This is a genomic window from Thetidibacter halocola, assembly GCF_018224955.1.
Taxonomy (GTDB): Bacteria; Pseudomonadota; Alphaproteobacteria; order Rhodobacterales; family Rhodobacteraceae; genus Thetidibacter; species Thetidibacter halocola.
In genome coordinates, this window is record NZ_JAGTUU010000009.1 from 135,165 (window position 1) to 156,144 (window position 20,980).

At 66.3% G+C, this 20,980-nt stretch carries 19 protein-coding genes; 3 read left to right on the forward strand and 16 right to left on the reverse strand.

The window, feature by feature from the left end:
- Nucleotides 1-70 precede the first annotated feature (70 nt).
- Nucleotides 71-2,092, reverse strand: coding sequence for an NADPH-dependent 2,4-dienoyl-CoA reductase (locus tag KB874_RS20185; RefSeq protein ID WP_212538375.1), 2,022 nt, complete (start codon nucleotides 2,090-2,092; stop codon nucleotides 71-73).
- Between the two features lie 203 nt (nucleotides 2,093-2,295).
- Between KB874_RS20185 and KB874_RS20190 the strand changes: the two genes are divergently transcribed.
- Nucleotides 2,296-2,766, forward strand: coding sequence for a GNAT family N-acetyltransferase (locus KB874_RS20190; RefSeq protein WP_212538376.1), 471 nt, complete (start codon nucleotides 2,296-2,298; stop codon nucleotides 2,764-2,766).
- Nucleotides 2,767-2,770: 4 nt separating this feature from the next.
- Here KB874_RS20190 and KB874_RS20195 read toward each other — a convergent pair whose 3' ends face one another.
- The 7 genes from KB874_RS20195 to mtgA all read right to left on the reverse strand — a co-directional run bounded on the left by KB874_RS20195 (nucleotide 2,771) and on the right by mtgA (nucleotide 8,283).
- Nucleotides 2,771-3,388: a class I SAM-dependent methyltransferase gene (locus KB874_RS20195; RefSeq protein ID WP_212538377.1), complete on the reverse strand. Its 618-nt coding sequence runs from the start codon at nucleotides 3,386-3,388 to the stop codon at nucleotides 2,771-2,773.
- A gap of 59 nt (nucleotides 3,389-3,447) precedes the next feature.
- Nucleotides 3,448-3,954: a peptide-methionine (S)-S-oxide reductase MsrA gene (gene msrA, locus KB874_RS20200; protein ID WP_212538378.1), complete on the reverse strand. Its 507-nt coding sequence runs from the start codon at nucleotides 3,952-3,954 to the stop codon at nucleotides 3,448-3,450.
- Complete coding sequence (msrB, locus tag KB874_RS20205) at nucleotides 3,951-4,400, reverse strand: peptide-methionine (R)-S-oxide reductase MsrB (protein ID WP_212538379.1); 450 nt, start codon at nucleotides 4,398-4,400, stop codon at nucleotides 3,951-3,953. Before msrB ends, msrA begins: the two co-directional genes overlap by 4 nt.
- Before the next feature lie 273 nt (nucleotides 4,401-4,673).
- A complete protein-coding gene (gene queG / locus KB874_RS20210) occupies nucleotides 4,674-5,711 on the reverse strand; it encodes a tRNA epoxyqueuosine(34) reductase QueG (RefSeq protein ID WP_212538380.1) in 1,038 nt (345 codons plus the stop codon).
- Between the two features lie 74 nt (nucleotides 5,712-5,785).
- Nucleotides 5,786-6,451: an FtsZ-binding protein FzlA gene (gene fzlA, locus KB874_RS20215; RefSeq protein WP_212538458.1), complete on the reverse strand. Its 666-nt coding sequence runs from the start codon at nucleotides 6,449-6,451 to the stop codon at nucleotides 5,786-5,788.
- Between the two features lie 105 nt (nucleotides 6,452-6,556).
- Nucleotides 6,557-7,474, reverse strand: a complete 918-nt coding sequence (locus tag KB874_RS20220; RefSeq protein WP_212538381.1) for a hypothetical protein — start codon at nucleotides 7,472-7,474, stop codon at nucleotides 6,557-6,559.
- 65 nt (nucleotides 7,475-7,539) lie between these two features.
- Nucleotides 7,540-8,283: a monofunctional biosynthetic peptidoglycan transglycosylase gene (mtgA, locus tag KB874_RS20225; RefSeq protein WP_212538382.1), complete on the reverse strand. Its 744-nt coding sequence runs from the start codon at nucleotides 8,281-8,283 to the stop codon at nucleotides 7,540-7,542.
- A 442-nt stretch (nucleotides 8,284-8,725) separates the two neighbouring features.
- Here mtgA and KB874_RS20230 point away from each other — a divergent pair, with 442 nt between their 5' ends.
- Nucleotides 8,726-9,235, forward strand: a complete 510-nt coding sequence (locus KB874_RS20230; protein WP_212538383.1) for a hydrolase — start codon at nucleotides 8,726-8,728, stop codon at nucleotides 9,233-9,235.
- Between the two features lie 49 nt (nucleotides 9,236-9,284).
- On the opposite strand, the gene gltB is transcribed toward KB874_RS20230, so the two are convergent.
- From gltB to KB874_RS20245, 3 genes are all read right to left on the reverse strand, one after another.
- Entirely contained in the window at nucleotides 9,285-13,823 is a 4,539-nt protein-coding gene (gene gltB / locus KB874_RS20235; protein ID WP_212538384.1) for a glutamate synthase large subunit, read from the reverse strand.
- Between the two features lie 135 nt (nucleotides 13,824-13,958).
- Nucleotides 13,959-14,414 (reverse strand): GFA family protein, encoded by a 456-nt coding sequence (locus KB874_RS20240; RefSeq protein WP_249200679.1) that lies wholly within the window; start codon nucleotides 14,412-14,414, stop codon nucleotides 13,959-13,961.
- Complete coding sequence (locus KB874_RS20245; protein WP_212538385.1) at nucleotides 14,414-15,850, reverse strand: NAD(P)-dependent oxidoreductase; 1,437 nt, start codon at nucleotides 15,848-15,850, stop codon at nucleotides 14,414-14,416. The genes KB874_RS20240 and KB874_RS20245 overlap by 1 nt, the downstream gene beginning before the upstream one ends.
- Before the next feature lie 222 nt (nucleotides 15,851-16,072).
- Here KB874_RS20245 and KB874_RS20250 point away from each other — a divergent pair, with 222 nt between their 5' ends.
- Complete coding sequence (locus KB874_RS20250) at nucleotides 16,073-16,876, forward strand: undecaprenyl-diphosphate phosphatase (protein WP_212538386.1); 804 nt, start codon at nucleotides 16,073-16,075, stop codon at nucleotides 16,874-16,876.
- 61 nt (nucleotides 16,877-16,937) lie between these two features.
- On the opposite strand, the gene rlmH is transcribed toward KB874_RS20250, so the two are convergent.
- The 5 genes from rlmH to KB874_RS20275 all read right to left on the reverse strand — a co-directional run bounded on the left by rlmH (nucleotide 16,938) and on the right by KB874_RS20275 (nucleotide 20,977).
- Nucleotides 16,938-17,408 carry a 23S rRNA (pseudouridine(1915)-N(3))-methyltransferase RlmH gene (gene rlmH / locus KB874_RS20255; RefSeq protein WP_212538387.1) on the reverse strand — a complete coding sequence of 157 codons (471 nt, stop codon included), beginning with the start codon at nucleotides 17,406-17,408 and terminating at the stop codon, nucleotides 16,938-16,940.
- Between the two features lies 1 nt (nucleotide 17,409).
- Nucleotides 17,410-17,898, reverse strand: coding sequence for a ribosome silencing factor (rsfS, locus tag KB874_RS23405; protein WP_212538388.1), 489 nt, complete (start codon nucleotides 17,896-17,898; stop codon nucleotides 17,410-17,412).
- Nucleotides 17,899-17,964: 66 nt separating this feature from the next.
- Nucleotides 17,965-18,300 (reverse strand): cupin domain-containing protein, encoded by a 336-nt coding sequence (locus tag KB874_RS20265; RefSeq protein WP_212538389.1) that lies wholly within the window; start codon nucleotides 18,298-18,300, stop codon nucleotides 17,965-17,967.
- Nucleotides 18,301-18,350: 50 nt separating this feature from the next.
- The gene (locus KB874_RS20270) at nucleotides 18,351-20,687 is read right to left on the reverse strand and encodes an aldehyde dehydrogenase family protein (protein WP_212538390.1); all 2,337 of its coding nucleotides are present in this window, start codon (nucleotides 20,685-20,687) and stop codon (nucleotides 18,351-18,353) included.
- On the reverse strand, nucleotides 20,684-20,977 hold the full coding sequence (locus KB874_RS20275) for a hypothetical protein (RefSeq protein WP_212538391.1): 294 nt from the start codon (nucleotides 20,975-20,977) through the stop codon (nucleotides 20,684-20,686). Before KB874_RS20275 ends, KB874_RS20270 begins: the two co-directional genes overlap by 4 nt.
- Between the last annotated feature and the right edge of the window lie 3 nt (nucleotides 20,978-20,980).

Genomic DNA, 20,980 nt, shown 5'->3' on the forward strand with positions numbered 1-20,980 from the left:
CGCGTCCAGCGGCGACAGGCATGGGACGGCGGGCGGGGCGATGTCCGCAGGACGAGCGCCGTCTCCGTCCCTAGAGCGTCGCCGCCAGCCTTACGCCCTGGTCGATGGCGCGCTTGGCGTCCAGTTCCGCCGCCACGTCGGCCCCTCCGATCACGTGCGCCGCGATCCCCCTTGCCTCCAGCGCATCGGCAAGGCTGCGCTCGCTCTCCTGCCCGGCGCAAAGCACGACCGTATCGCAGGCGATGACCTCGGGCCGGTCGCGCCCCTCGCCGAAAGAGATGTGCAGCCCCTGGTCGTCGATGCGCTCGTAGTTCACGCCCGCCTTCATCTGCACATCCTTCATCTGGAGCGCGGCGCGATGGATCCAGCCTGTGGTCTTGCCCAGCCGCTTGCCCGGCTTTTCCGCCTTGCGTTGCAACATGACGACTTGGCGGACCGGCGCATCGGGCTGCGGGCCTTCGGGTGCGAGGCCCGAGCGCGTCTCGGGGTCCGTCACGCCCCATTCGCGCATCCAGTCGGGCAGGCTGGTGGTGGGGCTGTGGTCGGTCACGAGGAACTCCGACACGTCGAAACCGATGCCGCCCGCGCCGATCACCGCCACGCGCTTGCCTGCCTGCGCCTTGCCGCGCAATAGCTCGACGTAGCTGATGACCGAGGGATGATCCTGTCCCGGAATGCCGGGATCGCGCGGTGTGACGCCAGTGGCCACGATCACCACGTCGAAGCCCGCAAGGTCATCGGCCGACACGCGCTGGCCGAGCCTCACGGTCACGCCAGTTTCCCGCACCATCGCGCCGAACCAGTCCACAAGCCCGTGGAACTCCTCCTTGCCCGGCACCTGCCGCGCCATGTTCAGCTGCCCGCCGATCTGCGTGTCGGCGTCGAACAAGGTCACGGCATGGCCGCGCTGCGCCGCCGTGATCGCCGCCGACAGTCCCGCCGGGCCCGCGCCCACGACCGCCACGGATTTCGGCGTCTCCGCCTGCCCGATCACGATCTCGGTCTCAAAGGCCGCGCGCGGGTTCACCAGGCAGGATGAGATCTTGCCCATGAACGTGTGATCGAGGCAGGCCTGGTTGCAGGCGATGCAGGGTGCGATCAGGTCGGCCCGGCCGCTGGCCGCCTTGTTCACGAAATCCGGGTCGGCGAGGAAGGGGCGCGCCATGCTGACCATGTCGGCGCAGCCGGTGGCCAGCACGTCTTCGGCCACTTCGGGCGTGTTGATCCGGTTCGAAGTGATGAGCGGAATGCCCACCTTGCCCATCAGCTTTTTCGTGACCCAAGCAAAGGCCGCGCGGGGAACGCTGGTGGCGATGGTCGGCACCCGCGCCTCGTGCCAGCCGATGCCGGTGTTGAGGATCGTGGCCCCGGCCGCCTCGATGGCCTGCGCCAGCATCACCACCTCCTCGTGGGTCGAGCCGTTCGGCACAAGGTCGATCATCGACAGGCGGTAGATGATGATGAAATCCGGCCCCACGGCCTCGCGCACCCGGAGCACCACCTCCGTTGGCAGGCGCATCCGGTTCTCATACGAACCGCCCCAACGGTCAGTGCGCTTGTTGGTATGGGTCACCAGGAACTGGTTGAGGAAATACCCCTCGGACCCCATCACCTCGACCCCGTCATAGCCCGCCTCGCGGGCGCGCACCGCCGCGGTGACGATATCGGCGATCTGCTTTTCGATCCCCGCCTCGTCCAGCTCCTTCGGCGGGAAGGGACTGATCGGCGATTTGATCGCCGAAGGGGCCACGCATTCCGGGCCATAGGCATAGCGGCCTGCATGCAGGATCTGCATGGCGATCTTGCCGTCCGCCTCGTGCACCCGCTCCGTCACCATTCGGTGATTGGCGATGTCCTTTTCGCTGAAAAGCCCCGCCGCGCCCGGAAACACGCCCCCTTCGCGGTTCGGCGCCATGCCGCCCGTCACCATCAGCGCAGCCCCGCCCCGCGCGCGCGCGGCATAGAATTCGGCCACCCGGTTCCAGTCGCCGGTTTCCTCGAGATTGGTGTGCATCGAGCCCATCAACACGCGGTTCTTCAGCGTGGTGAACCCCAGGTCGAGCGGTTGCAGCAGGTGCGGATAATCGGTCATGGCGGGCCTCCCTCAATTCCGGGCACCTGACACCATGACGCCCGCGCCGTCCACGTCAACGTCGCGTCAGAGCAGCGCGGCGCTTCGTGCAGGGCGCGGACCGTGATAGCCTTTGCACGTCATCAAAGGATTTTTCATATACCAGTTCCCGAAAGCCCCCTTTTCGCATCGAGACACCCGACACCGCCCCTGACCGGGCCGAGATGAACGCGCTCTTGCACGAATTCTACGGCGAGATGATCCCGATGGTCGCGCGCGCCAGCGGCCCCGATGTTCCGATCGCGGCGGCGGTGCAGGATTTCTGGGACCATGTCGACGACTTCCTGCCGCCCCGAGGATGCCTGTGCATCGCGCGCACCCCAGATGGCCGCGCCGTTGGCTGCGGGTCTCTGTCCGAAATCGACCCACACGTCGGGGAGCTGAAACGGCTTTACGTCCGCGACGCGATGCGCGGTACCGGCCTGGGCCGCGCCCTGGTGGACCGACGCATCGACGCGGCGCGCGCAATGGGGCTGCGCACCTTGCTGGTGGACACGATCAGCATCAACACACCCATGCAGCGGCTCTATGACAGCATCGGCTTTCGCCGGATCGATGCGTTTGCGCAAAGCAGCACACTGCGCGCCTTTCCCGACTTGCACGACACGATGGTCTTCTACCGGATGGATCTCTGAGAGTTCAGATCACCCGGGCCACGACGAAATGGTTGGGCAGGCTCTTGGGGTAGTCGCCTGTCTCGACGATCTCGAACCCCGCCGCAGCGATCTCGGCCTCGACCTGCGCGGGAGACAGGTAGCGGATGCCCGGTGGCGCCTTGCCGAAACAGCGCAGGGCAAGGATCACCGGTCGCAACCACTGTTTCGACGACAGGCACGGCGTCTTGGAAATGAACAGGCCACCCGCGGGCAGGATCCCCCGCACATGGCGCAGCGCCGCCGCGCGATCGGGCAGCAGGTGCAGCAGGTTGAAGGCCAGCACCGCTTCAAAGGTCTGGCCCGCACCGGCGCGATCCGCCGCCGCTTGTTCAAAGGTCACATGCGCCGCGCCCGCCTCGGTCGCGCGGCCCCGCGCAATGCGCAGCATCTCGGCGGACAGGTCGGTGCCGAGGATCGCACCCGCATCCGCTGCAAGGCGCAAGGCCGTGCTGCCGGTGCCACAACCCAGTTCCAGCACCGAGGCGCGGGGCGGCAGCCAGTGACGCACCCGCTCCAGCGTGGCCTCGTAGGCCTCGGGGTTGCCAAGCGGCCGCGCGGCATAGCGGTCCGCGACCCGGTCCCAGAAGGTGGTCTCGGTCATGGTGGCACTCCTCTGGTGGCGTGAAGGGAAGACGGGCGGGTTTCACCCCGCCCTGCCCGTCATTCCGCCGCGTCGCGCCGGGGCAGAACCCAGTTCTGGCGCGGGAAATGGCAAGTGTAACCGCCCGGATAGCGTTGCAGGTAATCCTGGTGCTCGGGTTCCGCCTCCCAGAAATCGCCCACAGGCTCGACCTCGGTCACCACCTTGCCCGGCCAGAGGCCCGAGGCCTCGACATCGGCGATGGTTTCCAGCGCGCATTGCCGCTGTGCATCGTCGACATAGTAGATCGCCGAGCGATAGCTCATGCCCCGGTCGTTGCCCTGTCGGTTCGGCGTGGTCGGGTCATGGATCTGAAAGAAGAATTCCAGCAACCGGCGATAGCTGATCTTTTCCGGGTCGAACCAGATCTCGATCCCCTCGGCATGGGTGCCGTGGTTGCGGTAGGTGGCGTGTTTCACATCGCCCCCGGTATAGCCCACCCGGGTCCTGGATACCCCCGGCAGCTTGCGGATCAGATCCTGCATGCCCCAGAAGCAGCCCCCGGCCAATACAGCCCGTTCCATCATGCGCGTTCCTCCACCTGGTCGATATAGGCGCCATAACCCTCGGCCTCCATGTCGTCGCGATGGACGAAGCGCAGGCTGGCCGAGTTGATGCAATAGCGCAGCCCGCCGCGACTCGTCGGCCCGTCGGGAAAGACATGGCCCAGGTGGCTGTCACCGTGGCGCGAGCGCACCTCGACCCGGATCATGCCGTGGCTGGTGTCGCGCAGCTCGACAATGTTGTCCGGCGCAATCGGCTTGACGAAGCTGGGCCAGCCGCAGCCTGATTCGTATTTGGCGGCACTGGCGAAAAGCGGCTCTCCCGACACCACGTCGACATAGATGCCGGGCTCCTTGTTGTGCAGGTATGCCCCCGATCCCGGTCGTTCGGTGCCGTTCTCCTGTGTGACCCTATATTGCTCGGGTGTCAGGGCGGCGACCGCCTCGGGGCGGCGTTCATAATGCGTCATGCAGCAGGTCTCCCTTGATCCTGTTCCATATTTGGGCGGCAACGCGACAGAAGCAATGGCGCGACACATCGCTCGCGCGCGCGTGAAATGAAGTCCCGCACAGGGAAATTTCCCTTTGCGGATCAAGCCGGACGAAAGATTTCGTTCACAACTGACGCAAACGCGCAACAGCGCGCTTGCTTTATGCGGGGAATGGCCCCACATAGGAGTGGAGGAGAGAGAGTTTCCCTCGATCCCCCAAGGCACGACCTCGTGGCGCTGACCGTTCCCCGGTCAGCGCCTTTCCTTTAGCCGGATCACCGCCCAGCGCGCCGCGTCCCGCACCGCCTCGTCCGCATCCCCGCACAGCGCCTCGACCGCCGGCAACAACGCCGCGCTCCCCGAATTGCCGATCGCGTAGCAGACGTTCCGCACGAACCGGTCGCGCCCGATCCGCTTGATCGGAGAGCCCGAGAACCGTGCGCGGAACCCCGCATCGTCCAGCGCAGCAAGCGCGGCCAGGTCGGGCGCCAGCAGGTCGGGCCTGGCGTGATACTTCACCTCCGCCGCGCGGGCGGCGAACTTGTTCCAGGGACAGACCGCCAGGCAATCGTCGCAGCCATAGATGCGGTTGCCGAGTCGCGCCCGCAGGTCTGGGTCCACCGGCCCGCGATGCTCGATCGTCAGGTAGGAAACGCAGCGCCGCGCATCCAGACGGTAAGGCGCCGGAAAGGCATCGGTCGGGCAGACATCCAGGCAGCGCCGGCACGATCCGCAATGATCCGTCTCGGCCTCGTCCGGCGGCAGGTCCAGCGTGGTAAAAAGACACCCCAGGAAGAACCAGGACCCCAGCTCGCGGCTGACGAGATTGGTGTGCTTGCCTTGCCAGCCCAGCCCCGCCGCCTGCCCCAGCGGCTTTTCCATCACCGGCGCGGTGTCGACAAAGACCTTGATCTCGCCGCCTGCCGCGTCGATCAGCCAGCGCCCCAGCCGCTTCAGCCGCTTCTTGACCACGTCGTGATAATCGCGGTTCTGCGCATAGACGCTGATCGCGGCCTTTTCGGGCTGCTCCAGCACCGTCAGCGGATCGTGTTCGGGGCCGTAATTCTCGGCCAGCATGACGACGGACCGCGCCCCGGGCCAGAGGGCAGCGGGATCGCCACGCCAGGCCACGCGTTCGTCCATCCAGCCCATCTGCCCGTGATGACCTGCGTCCAGGAAGGCCCGCAGCCGCGCCATCGCCTGCGGGATGGCATCGGGGCGACAGATTCGACAGGCGGAGAATCCCTCCTCCAAGGCCCGCGCCTTCAGCTGATCGGCGAGACCGGCCACCGCGTCCCCTTCATCTTGCCCCTAAACTCCGGGGAGCGCGAGGGGCCGGCCCCTCGCCTGCGCCGCGGGATGTCTCAGAAATCGAGGTCGGCATAATGCGCCGGTGGCGGAAAGCCCGGCACCTGGTCGGCCAGGATCGATCGGAAGGCCGGGCGCGACTTTATCTTGGCATACCAATCCTTGACCACCTGGCTGCGGTTCCAGTCCACGTCCGAGATGTAGTCCAGGCTGGACAGGTGCGCGGCCGCCGCGAAATCCGCCAGCGTCATCGCGTCGCCCGCCAGCCAGCGGCGGTGATCCAGCAACCAGGCCATGTAATCCAGATGATACTTGATCGCCTTGGCGCCGGCCTTGACGTTGCCGCTGTCCGGGAAGCCCGCCTTCATCACCTTCTTGTTGACCCGCTCATAGAGCAGCTTCGACGTCACCTCGTTGTGGAACTTGTCGTCGAACCAGCCGACCAGCCGCCGCACCTCCAGCCGCGCATCGGCGCTGCGGGGCATCAGCGGCGGTTCCGGATACGTCTCCTCGATCCATTCGCAGATCGCGGTCGACTCGGACATGGTCTTGCCGTCGATGCGCAGGACCGGCACCTTGGCGGCCGGGTTGCGGCGCAGGAAATCCGGATCCTTCTCCCAATACCGCTCCTCGACCAGCTCGCACTCGATCTTCTTCTCGGCAAGGCTCAGCCGCACCTTGCGGCAGAACGGGGACAGCGGCACGTGGTAGAGCTTGGCCATGAGGCACCCGGCGGTTGCGGACAGGGGAACGTTCATCACGTGTAGCCGCGAACGGGCGTCGGGTTCAACCGCTTCACCATGTCCGGCTGCACGGCTCCACCTAGATCAAGGTGGATCGAACAGCGCGCGCACCGCCAGCGTCTGGGGGCTCCACGAGGTCCGCAACTCGTACGTGTAGTACCAGATGCCGTCCTGTTCCATTGTCCGCCAGACCCAGACGTCGTCGGTGTAATAGGCGCCCTCGCCGCGCCGACCCGAAGTGCTGTGCAGCCCCTCGCCCCAAACGATGGGCATGGCGGTCTCGCGTGCAACCGTCAGTCTGCGAAAACGAAAGGCCGCCGCCTCTGCGCTGACCTGGTCCACCCAGTCGGTCCCGTAGATCTCTCCATGCTCGGCATAGACCGCCGCGCTTTCATCCAGCAGACGGTGCATGAAGGCGATCTCGGGCGCGTAATGGGCTTCCAGCCCGGCGACCTCTTCCCGCGGCAGGGGTTTCTCGAACAGCGCGCCGTAATCGACGACGAAAGCCGCAAGCGCCAGCACGCCCAGCACGTTGGCAAGAAAGAACCCCGCCCAGGCGCGCAGACCCAGCCGCACCTTGCGCAACCTGCCGATGAAAGGCAACTCGATCAGCGTGTCGAGGATCACCAGCGCCCCCAGCGTGATCGCCAGTTCCGCGAGGGCCGCGGCACCATACGCTTTCATCACGATGGGCGCCAGAACCGGATACAGCGCCGCGCCGATCATCGGATACAGCAGCAGACCGACGCCGAAACTGACCGCATTGGCATAGAAGGCGGTCCGCATCGCCAGTGGCGTGTCGAAGCCGAAAATCCAGCGCAGCGCCAGCCCCTCGATCAGCAGGACTGCGAGGATGCCCGGGATCGAGCTGACCTTGAACAGTGCCACCATGAAGACCATCGGCACGTCCGCCGCGGCGGGCGTCGCCATCCCGGCAACCGTCACGGCAAGCAACAGCGCCCATCCCGGCCTGCTGCGCACCATCCCGCCTTGCCTCTGCATGGCACCCTCCCTTTCGGGATCCAGACTGCTCCAAGAGGGAGCCGGCAGTCTACCCGCGCAGTCGATCACTCGAAACAGGCGGCCCGTCCGTCGGCGGCGATGGTCGCCGCGCCCGACTGGATCGCCCGCGCGCGGCGGTCCAGGAAGCCCGTGGGGCGGGCCGCGTTGCGTTCCTTGGGATTGGGCAGGACTGCGGCCAGCAGCGCCGCCTGCCGCCCGCTGAGATCACCCGCGCCCTTACCGAAATAGTGCCGCGCCGCGGCCTCGACACCGAACACGCCCTCGCCGAACTCGGCCACGTTCAGGTAGACCTCGAGGATACGGCGCTTGGACCAGATGCCCTCGACCATGGGCGTCATCACCGCCTCGGCCGCCTTGCGCACATAACTGCGGCCCTGCCAGAGCCAGACATTCTTGACCACCTGCTGGGAAATGGTCGACCCGCCACGCCGCGCGCCCTCGGCGATGGCGGCACGGATCGCGTCCATGTCGAACCCCCAATGCGTGCAGAAATTCGCATCCTCCGCCGCGACCGCGCTGCGCAGCATGACCGGTGCGATGGCATCGGCGTCGACCCAGGCGCGCTCCACCGTGCCCAGGCGGCGGCCTTCGGACCAGATCGTGTGTGTCGTGGGCGGGTTCACCTGGCTGAACAGCAGCACCGACAGGACCATCACCGCGATCATGACAAACCCCAGCCGCAAGACCCAGCGCCGCAGCCAGCGCAACGGGCGTGGCCGGGAGGCGCGGGTCCTTCCGGTCCGCGTCTTGGCCGTGCTGGACGTTTTTGCCGTGCTTCTCGCTGCCATGTCACTTCCTATCCCGATGTCCGGTCCAGGAAAAGGGAACGGGGCAACTCATTGCTGAACTGCCCCAGGGGCCGCAACGGCCCCACCCGAAACACCGGGCACTCGTTACGCACACCATCTTGATAGACAGCGATTGCGTACCGAATTCGCTCGAAAGTGGGCAATACAAAGAAACAGGCGAAAGGCAGTCCGTCGACGGACGCCCCTCTGCCTGCATGATCCCCGACTGCCGCCCTATTGGGTCTTTTTCGCGGACAATCGGAAGCTATCCGCGAAACTGGTTCCCAGTGCGACGGGAACAAGGCAGCTTTGCGACCGTCGATTGCCGCGCGCAGAGACAGGGACGAACAGTTTCGAGCCTCGCCTCGGGCCCATTGATCCCGGACAAGGACCGACGCCCAAGATTCGGCCACACTTTCTCCGTTCATCAGGGAGGTTCGCCATGCAAACGAATGCTGTCCCCCACTATGATTCCAGCGTCAACACGACCGGGTGCTGCGCCCGCTTCAACCCCGAAGGATGGGACGGTCAGGTTCTGCGTTTTGAGGACAAGCCTTTCGTCCGTGCGTCGACCCACAGCGTCATGCATGTCCCGGTCGACATGGGTCGGGTCTTTGGCCGCGTCTTCCGGCATATGGAGGACCAGGAGGCGATGGATATCGGGCAGACGCTCGTCCTGTCGCGGGACAGGTCCGCCTGGAACGCCGAACACCTGTTCGCCACGACCAAGCCCGTCGACACCGAGGAGAACGTGACGCTGTCCGGAGATTTCGTCACGAAGGTCTTCGAGGGGCCCTACCGGACTGCGCGCGACTGGTATGGAGAGATGCAGGACCTTGTCCGCAGTCGCGGATCGGAGCCCACCGACATCTGGTTCTTCTACACGACCTGCCCGAAATGCGCCAAGGCCTACGGGAAGAACTACGTGGTCGGAGTCGGCCGGCTGGCCTAGCCTGGCGAAGCCCCTCCGCGCCTTGGCGCGAAGGGGTTGGTCTTGGCGATCACTCAGCCGGAACGCGGCGATCCTCGATCCCCAGCGGATAGGGGATCTTGTTCAGCATTTCCTTCGGGCAGACCTGGACGAAGTTCGCCTTTTCGGTCTCCCAGTGCTGGAGGATGTCGCTGGCCTTGCGGCTGCGCGTCTCGTCGGCATGGCGCTGGATCAGCCCCTTGAGCTGGGCTTCCCACTCGGTCACGGCGACCGGGCAGGTCACGATGCTTTCGGGGTTCAGCATATCGGCGGCAAGCCCCTCGGGATCGTAGAGATAGGCCATGCCCCCGGTCATCCCGGCGCCAAAGTTCGCGCCGATCGGTCCGAGGATCACGGCGACCCCGCCGGTCATGTATTCGCAGCCGTTGCTGCCGCAGCCCTCGACAACCACCTTGGCGCCCGAATTGCGCACGGCAAACCGCTCGCCCGCCTTGCCCGCGGCAAACAGGTGCCCGTCGGTCGCGCCATAAAGCACGGTGTTGCCGATGATCGTGTTCTCCGACGCGGCAAGCGGGCTCACCTGCGGCGGGCGCACGACGATCAGGCCACCCGACAGGCCCTTGCCGACATAGTCGTTGGCATCGCCGGACACTTCCAGCTTCAGCCCCGGCGCGGCGAAGGCGCCCAGCGACTGGCCGGCGCTGCCGGTCAGCTTGACGTGCAGATGGTCGGGTTGCAGCGCGTTGCGCATGCCGAACTTGCGCACGATGTGGCTGGAAACCCGCGTGCCCACGGTGCGGTGCGTGTTCATCACCGCGTAGGACAGCTGCATCTTCTCGCCATCTTCCAGGAAGCGCGCGGCATCCCGCACGATCTCGGCGTCCAGCGTGTCGGGCACCACGTTGCGCGGCTTGGAGCGGTCATAGACGATGTCCTCGGACCCATCCACGCGGATCAGCAGCGGGTTGAGGTCGAGATCGTCCAGATGTTCCGAGCCCCGGCTGACCTGGCTCAGCAGGTCGGCGCGGCCGATCACCTCTTCCAGGCTGCGCGCGCCGATGGAGGCGAGGATTTCCCGCACTTCCTGCGCGTAGAAGGTGATCAGGTTCACCACCTTGTCGGCATTGCCGGTGAACTTGGCGCGCAGGGATTCGTCCTGCGTGCAGACGCCCACCGGACAGGTGTTCGACTGGCACTGGCGCACCATGATGCAACCCATCGCGATCAGCGCGGCGGTGCCGATGCCGTATTCCTCGGCCCCCAGCATCGCGGCCATGACGATGTCGCGCCCGGTGCGCAGCCCGCCGTCGGTCCGCAGCGTCACGCGGTCGCGCAGGTTGTTCATCGCGAGAACCTGGTGCGCCTCGGTCAGGCCCATCTCCCACGGAAGGCCGGCATACTTGATCGAGGTCGCGGGGCTGGCGCCCGTGCCACCGTTGTGACCCGAGATCAGGATGATGTCCGCCTTCGCCTTGGCCACGCCGGCCGCGATGGTGCCGACGCCGCTGGAGGCCACCAGCTTGACCGTCACCTTGGCGCGCGGGTTGATCTGCTTGAGGTCGTAGATCAGCTGCGCGAGGTCCTCGATCGAATAGATGTCGTGATGCGGCGGCGGGCTGATCAGCGTCACGCCCTCGGTCGAGTGGCGCAGCCGCGCGATCAGCTTGGTCACCTTCATGCCGGGCAGCTGGCCGCCCTCTCCGGGCTTGGCGCCCTGCGCGACCTTGATCTCAAGCTCTTCGCAATGGTTCAGATATTCGGCGGTCACGCCGAAGCGGCCGCTCGCCACCTGCTTGATCTTGGCCGACGGGTTGTCGCCGTTGGGTTCCGGCACGAAATGCGCCGGATCCTCGCCGCCCTCACCCGAGTCGGACTTGGCGCCGATGCGGTTCATCGCGACGTTCAGCGTCTTGTGCGCCTCGGGCGACAGCGCGCCCAGAGACATCCCCGGCGTGACAAATCGCTTGCGGATCGAGGTGATCGATTCCACCTGCTCCAGCGGGATCGCCTCGCCCAGCGGCTTGATCGCCAGCAGGTCGCGCAGGTGAATCGGCGGGTTGGCCTGCATCGCCTTGGAATAGGTCTTCCACAGCTCATAGCTGGACTTGTCGCAGGCCGCCTGCAGCAGGTGCATCGTCTGCGCGCCCCAGGCATGGGTCTCGCCCGACTTGCGCAACTTGTAGAAGCCGCCGATGGGCAGCACGTCCTGTCCCGAGACAAAGCCCAGTTCGTGCACCTGCTCGGCCTTGCGCTGCAGGCCGTTCAGGCCGATGCCGCTGATCCGCGAGATCATGCCGGGGAAATACTCCGCGCACATGGCGCGGCTCAGGCCCACCGCCTCGAAGTTCAGGCCGCCGCGATAGGACGACAGGACCGAGATGCCCATCTTGGACATGATCTTCAGCAGGCCCTGGTCGATCGCCTCGCGATAGCGGGCGACGTTTTCGGTCAGCGTGCCATCCAGCAAGCCACGTTTGATGCGGTCGGCCAGGCTGTCCTCGGCCAGGTAGGCGTTGACCACCGTCGCACCAGCGCCGATCAGCACGGCAAAGTAATGCGGGTCGATGCATTCCGCCGAGCGGACGTTGAGCGAGGTGAAGGTCCGCAGCCCCTTGCGCGTCAGGTGGCTGTGCACGGCGCTGGTGGCCAGGATCATCGGCATCGCCACCTTGTCGGGGCTGCAATGCTCGTCGGTCAGGATGATGTGACCGGTGCCAGAGCGCACGGCATCCTCGGCCTCGGCCCGGATGCGGCTGAGTGCATCACGCAGCGCATTTGGCTTGCCGCCCGCGGCAAAGGTGCAGTCGATCTCGATCGAGGGCGCGTTGAAGTGCTTCTTCAACTCGGTGAACTGCGCGTTGCCGACAAAGGGGCTTTCCAGCACGAGGATCTCGGTCTGGCTGCTGTCCTCGTCCAGCACGTTCTTGAGGTTGCCGAACCGGGTCTTGAGGCTCATCACCCGGTATTCCCGAAGCGAGTCGATCGGCGGGTTCGTCACCTGGCTGAAGTTCTGGCGGAAGTAATGCGACAGCGGTCGATACTTCTTCGACAGCACGGCGGACGGTGTGTCGTCGCCCATCGAGGCCACGACTTCCTTGGCATCCTCGGCCATCGGGGCCAGGACCTGTTCCAGTTCCTCGATCGTGTAGCCGGCGGCAATCTGGCGGCGGCGCAGCTCGGCACCGTCGAAGACCGGCTTTTCGGTCACCTTGGCCAGCGCGTCGTCCAGGTCGTTGATCTTGCCCACCCACTCGCCGAAAGGCTGCGCCGCGGCGAGGCGGTTCTTGATCTCGGTATCGTGGTAGAGCTTGCCGTCCTTCATGTCGACGGCGATCATCTGGCCCGGCCCGAGCGCGCCCTTCTCGCGCACCGTGGCCTCGTCGGTGGGAACCATGCCCGCCTCGGAGCCCGCGATCAGCAGGTTGTCGCCCGTCACGACATAGCGCATCGGGCGCAGGCCGTTGCGGTCGAGGCCGCCGCAGACCCAGCGGCCATCGGTCATGGCCAGGGCGGCGGGACCGTCCCAGGGCTCCATCACCGAGTTGCAGTAGGAATACATGTCACGCCAGGACTGCGGCAGTTCAACCGCCTGCTTGGACCAGGATTCCGGCACCAGCATGGTCTTGGCCATCGGCGCATTGCGCCCGGCGCGCACCAGCACCTCGAACACCGCATCCAGCGCCGCCGAATCCGACGACCCGTTCGGCACGATCGGCTTGATGTCGCCCGCCATGTCCCCGAACGTGGCCGAAGCCATGCGGATCTCGTGGCTCTTCATCCAGTTCAGGTTGCCCTTCAGCGTGTTGATCTCGCCGTTATGGGCCAACATGCGGAAGGGCTGCGCCAGCCACCATTGTGGGAAGGTGTTGGTCGAATAACGCTGGTGATAGATCGCAAACGCGGATTCAAAGCGCGGGTCCTGGAGGTCGGGATAGAACTCGGCCACCTGTTCGGCCAGCATCATGCCCTTGTAGATGATGCTGCGGCAGGACAGCGACGCGATATACAGCCCGTTGATCCCGGCCGCGCCCGCGGCCTTCTCGATCCGGCGGCGGATGACATAAAGCTCGCGCTCGAAGGTCTCCTCGTCGACGCCCTTGGCGTTGGCGATCAGGATCTGCTCGATCTCGGGGCGGGTGGCGTTGGCCTTTTCGCCGAGGCAGGTCACATCGACCGGCACGTGCCGCCAGCCGTAGATGTAGTGGCCCATGCGCAGCACTTCGGTCTCGACGATGGTCCGGCAGGTCTCCTGCGCGCCGAAATTGGTGCGCGGCAGGAACACCTGGCCCACGGCCATCAGCTGGTCCTTGCGCGGCGTGTGGCCGGTGCGCGTGATCTGGTCATAGAAGAAGGCCACGGGGATCTGCACATGGATGCCCGCACCGTCGCCGGTCTTGCCGTCGGCATCCACCGCGCCCCGGTGCCAGACCGCCTTCAGCGCCTGGATCCCGTTCTCGACCACCTTGCGCGAGGGTTTGCCATCGACGGACACGACAAGCCCGACACCGCAGGAGGAATGCTCTTCCGCCTCGGAATACAGCCCGTTCTCCGCCATCCACTTGCGCTTGGTTTCCTCGCGCGCGGCCCATTCGGCATCATACTTGGTCATGGCATCCTCCATGCAAACCCGCCCCAGGGGCGGTCATCCTCTCCGGACCGTCCGAAGCGAGGCACACGGCCCCCTCTTCATCTTGCCCTCAAACTCCGGGGGTCCGGGGGCTGGCCCCCGGTCCCGCATTCTCCGTCAGTCCTCCGGCCCGCCGCCTTCGAGAGCCGAAAACTTCTCGACACACTCGGCCCGAGTCAACAACCGCCGCCCCTGCATCCCCTCGTAGGAAAAGCTGTCAGGCTTGTGGTCGATGTAGATCTCGTTCGTGATCTCGAACCCGTTCGCGTCGTCGAAGATCCCGATGGGCAGCTCGGTATTTCCGAACCATTCCCCTTCCCGGGTGACCCGGAAATAGATCCCCGAGCCGCATTCCCCGCAGAACCCGCGCTCGGCCCAGCCGCTCGACTGGATCACCCGCAGACCGTCGCCGCTGAAGGTGACGCTGCCTGTCGGCACCGTGACCCCGATCAGCGCCGAGCCGGTCCAACGGCGGCACATCTCGCAATGGCAGACGCCGCATTTCCCGGGCACATCCCGCGCGGCAAAGCGCACCGCGCCGCACAGGCAGCCGCCGGTCCGCTCTGCCGTCATCACTCGGCCGCCACCGCGGACCGGGCGGCGAATTCGCCCAAGATGGACTCGGCGCAGTCGCGCCCATCGCGGATCGCCCACACCACGAGGCTGGCGCCCCGCACGATGTCGCCGATCGCGTAGACGCCCGGCAGCGCGGTCTTGCCGGTGGTGAACTCGGCCTTGATCGTGCCCCAGCGGGTCACTTCCAGTTCCGGGCAGCCCCAGAGCGTCGGCAGCGCCTCGGGCTCGAAGCCCAGCGCCTTGATGACCAGGTCGGCGGGCTCGTCGTAATCCGAGCCCTCGATCAACTCGGGCGACTGGCGGCCCGTGGCATCCGGCGCGCCCAGGCGCATCTTCTGCACGACGACGGCACTCACAGGCTCGCCCTTGAAACCCTTAGGCGCGGTCAGCCACTCGAACTGAACGCCTTCTTCCTCGGCATTGGCGACCTCACGCTGCGACCCCGGCATGTTGGCCCGGTCGCGGCGATAGAGGCACTTCACGCTCTCGGCGCCCTGCCGGATCGCCGTGCGCACGCAATCCATCGCCGTGTCGCCACCGCCGATCACGACCACGCGCTTGCCCTTGGCGTTCAACTCGCCGCTTTCGAATTCCGGCACGCTGTCGCCGAAATTGGCCGCCCGGTTCGAGGCGGTCAGATAGTCGATCGCCTTGACGATGCCCTGCGCCCCGGCGCCTGGCCCGCCCAGGTCACGGCTCTTGTAGACACCGGTGGCGATGATGACCGCGTCGTGCTGGGCGCGGATATCCTCAAAGCTCATGTCCACGCCCACTGCGCAGCTCATCACAAGGCGCACACCGCCCTGCTCCAACTGCTCGATCCGGCGCATGACCACGTCCTTCTCCAGCTTGAAGCCGGGAATGCCGTAGGTCAGCAGGCCGCCCGCACGGTCATACCGGTCATAGACCGTGACCTGAACGCCCGCCCTGCGCAGCATGTCTGCCGCCGCGAGGCCCCCTGGGCCGGCGCCGATGATGCCCACGCTTTCCGCGCGCTCGCGCGCCGGCGCGGCCGGCTTGACCCAGCCCTTTTCCCAGGCGGTGTCGGTGATGAACTTCTCGACCGCGCCGATGGTGACAGTGCCGTGGCCGGACTGTTCGATCACGCAATTGCCTTCGCACAGACGGTCCTGCGGGCAGATGCGGCCGCAGATCTCAGGGAAGGTATTGGTGGCCTGGCTGATTTCATAGGCCTCTTCCAGCCGGTCCATTGCGGTCAGGCGCAGCCAGTCGGGGATGTTGTTGTGCAGCGGACAATGGCTCTGACAATAGGGCACACCGCACTGGCTGCACCGGCTTGCCTGCTCTTCGGCCTTGGCAAGGGCATACTCGGCATAGATCTCGTCGAAATCCGTCCGGCGCAAGTCGGCCTCCCGCTTGACCGGCATCTCGCGCTCGGTGGTCACGAATTTCAGCATCGGCTGCTTTGCCATGGAGTCCATCCCTCCTGAGAGTCCTTGAAACGCCCTATTACGGGAAGCTGAAACCGAATAAAAGTCAGAACTACTGACCTATATGTTGGATTTCTTGACCCTCGCGAGAGAAACTTCGCTGCAATGCCGCAAAATTGGGTCCGATTTGATACCTAAATGCATCCTTCCCCTTGGAATCCCAGACATGATAGGCCAAAGGCAGCGCAGCAAACAGGCCCGGCCATGACGCTCACCTATCTTCTGATGCTTGCCCTGGTCCAGGGCGTGACGGAATTCCTGCCGATCTCGTCATCGGGTCACCTGATTCTCCTGCCCAGCCTGACCGGCATGGCCGATCAGGGCCAGGCGCTGGACATCGCCGTGCACCTCGGCACGCTCTGCGCCGTGATCCTCTATTTCCGCCGCGACGTGGGGCTGGCGCTGGCCGGCACCGGCCGACTCCTGCGCGGTCGGGTGGACACGCCCGGCGCTTTCCTCGCGCTCTGCCTCGCCATCGCGACCGTGCCTGTCATCATCGCGGGCCTTGTCCTGAAACTCACCGGCTGGGACGACGCCATGCGCTCGACCGCGGTGATCGGCTGGACGATGCTGATCTTCGGCGTCGTCCTGTACTGGGCCGACAAGACCGGACCCGAGACACGCACCGCCAGCGACTGGAGCCTGAAACACGCCCTGGTCATGGGCTTCTGGCAGGCGGTCGCGCTGATCCCCGGCACCTCGCGCTCGGGCATCTGCATCACCGCGGCGCGCACCCTTGGCTATGAACGCCACGACGCGGCGCGGCTGTCGATGCTGATGTCGATCCCCACGATCCTGGCCTCCGGCGGCATCCTCGCACTCGACGTGGTGGGCAACGTCACCCCCGGCCTCGCGCGCGACGCAGGCATCGCCGCGTTCTTCGCGTTCGCCGCGGCGCTCGGCGCGCTCTGGCTGATGATGCGCCTCATCAATTCGGTCAGCTTCACGCCCTACGTGATCTACCGGGTGATTCTCGGCGTCATCCTGCTGGGCATCGCGTATTCGTGACCCTTCATCTTGCCCGATAAACTCCGGGGGAGTCGCCGAAGGCGACGGGGGCAGCGCCCCCTTACACCCTGTGATAGGGCGATCCCGCGAGGATCGTGGCGGCCCGATACAGCTGTTCGGCCAGCATGACCCGCGCTAGCATGTGCGGCCAGACCATCGCGCCAAAGGACAGCGTCATGCGAGAATCGTCTCGCAGGGCCGGTTCGATCCCGTCCGCCCCGCCAATGACGAACCCCAGATCCTGCACCCCGTCGTCGCGCATCCGTGCCAGCCAGTCGGCGAACTCGGGCGAGGTCAGGACGCGCCCGCGTTCGTCCATCGCGCAAAAAGGGGCGTTTTCGGGCAGCGCGCGTCGCAACAGCGCCGCCTCGGCCGCCATGCCGCCGCCCTTGCGGTCGTCAACCTCGTGGACCTGCGCCGGGCCCAGGCCCACCGCCCGGCCTGTCCGGTCGAATCGCATCAGGTAGTCATCGATCAGCGCGCGTTCAGGCCCCGCCCGAAGGCGGCCCACGACGCAAAGATGCAGGCGCATGTCAGGCCCCGGGCTTGCCGGAGGCCCCCACAGGCTGCCACATCTTTTCCAGCTGGTAAAAGTCGCGCACTTCGGGGCGGAACACGTGAACCACCACGTCCCCCGCGTCGATCAGGACCCAGTCGCCGGTTTCCTTGCCCTCGGTCCGGGACAGCGTCCCGTGATCCTGCTTGAGCACCTCTTCGACCCGCTCGGCGATCGCCGCGACCTGCCGCGAGGACCGCCCCGAGCAGATCACCATGTAATCGCAGACAGAGGATTTGCCGCGCAGGTCGATCTGCACGATGTCCTCGGCCTTCATGTCGGAGAGGCACTCGAGGATGGCGGACAGCAGCGTCTCGCTCGTCACTCGAGAGGAAACCGGACCGGAAAGCGGTCCGCTGGAATGCGCGGCTTGTGCCGCATGAGCCGTCGATGACAGGACGTCGTCCTCCTTTTCAGCGCGTGCCGATCCCTCGCCCCGGCACCGGGCGTGGAATAAAGATAGCATCGCGGGGCGTATTTCTCAATGATCCGGCGCGGGACGTGGCGGCGATACGCCGCCGGGCAGCCCGCGTCAATCGCGCAAGGGATACCGGTCTGCCTCGGCGAAGACGTCGAGGATGACCGCGCCCGCGGGCAGTTTCGCGCCATGTTCGACGCCGGCGGGAATGAAATAGGAGTCGCCGGGGCGATAGACCTTCGTCTCACCGCCGATGGTCAGGGTCATTTCGCCTTCCAGAACGGTGCCCCACTGGTCGCCATGGCTGTGAAGCGGCAATTCCAGATCCTCGTGGATGGTGAAGAACACCGCCAGGCCCCGGTCCGAACGGATTGCCCGGGCCGAAACCTTGTCCTCGGAGATCGGCAGCGCGACGCCCGGCAGCGCATTGATGAAATCGGGCAGGGCCATGGTGTCTTCTCCTCTTCTGTTTCCGGGGCTCAGGCGCTGCTTCCCTACCGCTAGGCGCCGTAGGGAACCCAGACCGTCTTGACCTCGGTCGCGGCCTCGAGGAACGCGCGCCCCTCGCCCGCCGCACCTTGCCAGTCGCGCGCCGTGGTCTGGATCCAGGTCCGTTTCAGGTTCCCGGCCGAGGCGCGCTCCACCTTTGCGGCATCCACGCGGGGTGAAAAGCTCCAGACCGCGTCCACGTCCAGATGCGCCGCCAGCACAGGGGCGAGGTCCACCTGCGGGCCAGTCAGGATATTGACCACCCCGCCGGGCACATCAGACGTTTCCAGCACCGAGGTGAAATCCGTCGCCGCCAGCGGGAACGGTTCCGAGGCCACCGCCACCACCCGGTTGCCCAGCGCGATGGCCGGCGCGACCAACGACACCAGCCCCAGCAAGGGCATCTCGTCCGGGCACAGCGCGCCGATCACGCCACAAGGCTCGCGCAGCGCCACGGCAAGGCCGCGAATCGGTGCCTGCGCCACGCGGCCGTCGAACTTGTCCGCCCAGCCGGCATAGGTGAAGAACCGGTCGACACAGGCCGCGACTTCGGCCTTGCCGCCCTTGCCCCCGGTCAGCCGGTCGATGCCCGCGGCGAATTCCTCGGCCCGCGCGGCCAGGTTTTCGCCGATGTAATAAAGCACCTGCGCGCGGTTATGCGCGCTTGCCCCCGCCCAGCCGGATGCGCCGCGCGCCGCCTCGACCGCGTTGCGCACGTCCTTGCGGTTGGCGATGGGCGCCTGCCCGATCAGCTTGCCGCGCTTGTCGTAGATGTTCTGGGCGTAGCCTCCGTCAGGGCGCGCCTGCTTGCCGCCGATGTAGAGTTTCGCGGTGCGGTCCACTGGCTGAGGTTCGGCCTCGGCCCCGTCGAAGGGCGCCACGGGCTTTGCCATGGCGCCCCGTTTGCCCGCCGGCTTGGTGTAGGCCGAAAGCCCTTCCCAGCCACCTTCGCGGCCAAAACCCGACTCACGCACACCACCAAAGGGCGCGGCAGCGTCGAACATGTTCGAGCCGTTCACCCAGACCACACCCGCCACCAGTTTCGGCGCCACGTCGAGCGCGGTGTTGATGTTCTCACTCCAGACGCTGGCGGCGAGGCCGTAGCGCGTGTTGTTGGCCATCTGCACAGCCTCGTCCGGCGTGCGGAAGGTCGAGGACACCAGCACCGGGCCAAAGATTTCCTCCTGCATCAACGGATCGGCGGGCGAGAGGCCCGCGATCAGTGTCGGAGGGTAATAGCAGCCCGCGGGCACCTCGCATGCCGCGCGATAGACCCAGCCGCCCGAGGCATCGACCAGCGCGGCGATGCGTTCCTTCTGGACAGGATCGACGATGGCGCCCACGTCGATCGACTTGTCCAGCGGGTCGCCAACCCGCAGCTTGTCCATCCGGGCGCGCAGACGGTTGTGGAATGTCTCGGCCACCCCCTCCTGCACCAGCAGGCGCGAGCCAGCACAGCAGACCTGCCCGCCGTTGAACCAGATCGCATCGACCAGCCCTTCGACCGCCGAGTCGAGATCGGCATCCTCGAACACGATATACGGAGACTTGCCACCCAGCTCGAGCGTCAGCGCGATGCCGCGCCCTGCCGTCGCCTCGCGGATCTTGCGGCCCACATCGGTGGAGCCGGTGAAAGCGACCTTGTCGACCTCTGCCGCCACCACGGCGGCCCCGGTCGCACTATCGCCGGTGACAATGTTGACGACACCCTTGGGCAGGCCCGCCTGCTGGCAGAGATCGGCGAAACAGAGCGCGGTCAGCGGCGTCCATTCGGCGGGTTTCAGCACCACGGTATTGCCCATGGCCAGCGCCGGCGCGACTTTCCACGCCAGCATGAGCAGCGGAAAGTTCCACGGGATGACCTGCCCGCAGACGCCCAGAGCCGTGCGGCCGGGCAATTCGGCCTCCATCAGCTGGGCCATGCCGGCGTGGTGGTAGAAGTGGCGGGCGACCAGCGGGATATCGATGTCGCGCGCCTCGCGGATAGGCTTGCCACTGTCCATCGTTTCCAGCACCGCAAGAAGACGTGAGTGCTTCTGCACCAGCCGCGCCAGCGCATAGAGGAAGCGCGCCCGCCCCTTGCCGCCCAGTTTGTCCCACTTGGGCTGCGCGCGGCGGGCGGCAGCGACGGCGGCGGTCACGTCCTCGGGTGTGCCTTGGGTGATCTCGGCCAGCACCTCGCCTGTGGCAGGATTGCGGGTCTCGAAGGTCTGGCCCGGCGCGGCAAACGCCCCGTCGATTAAATGGCCAAAGCGCGCGCCCTGGTCGGTGATCCAGGCCAGCGCATCGCCCGCCGCCTCGGGGGCGGGGCCGTAGTCCATGCTCTCGAAGAGGTGCTTGACGGTCATGACGAGAGGCCTTTCAGCTCGAGGTAGAGGACATAGGCAAGCCAAAGAAGAGCCAGCCCGCGGACCACCCATTCGACCCGGCGGGTGCTGGCATGCAGCGTGGCATACGGGGCCAGCGCCTCGGGCGGTTCGGATGGCGGATCAAAGGACGGCTCGGGGCCAAGCAGGCGCTGCATCCGCGTGGGCAGGTCGCGCACCGCGCGCTTCAGCTTGCGGCGGCGCCAGTTCTGGGCGCCCAGCCACAGCAGTATCGACAGGCCGATCAGGATCAGATGCGGGTTGCGCTGCATGGG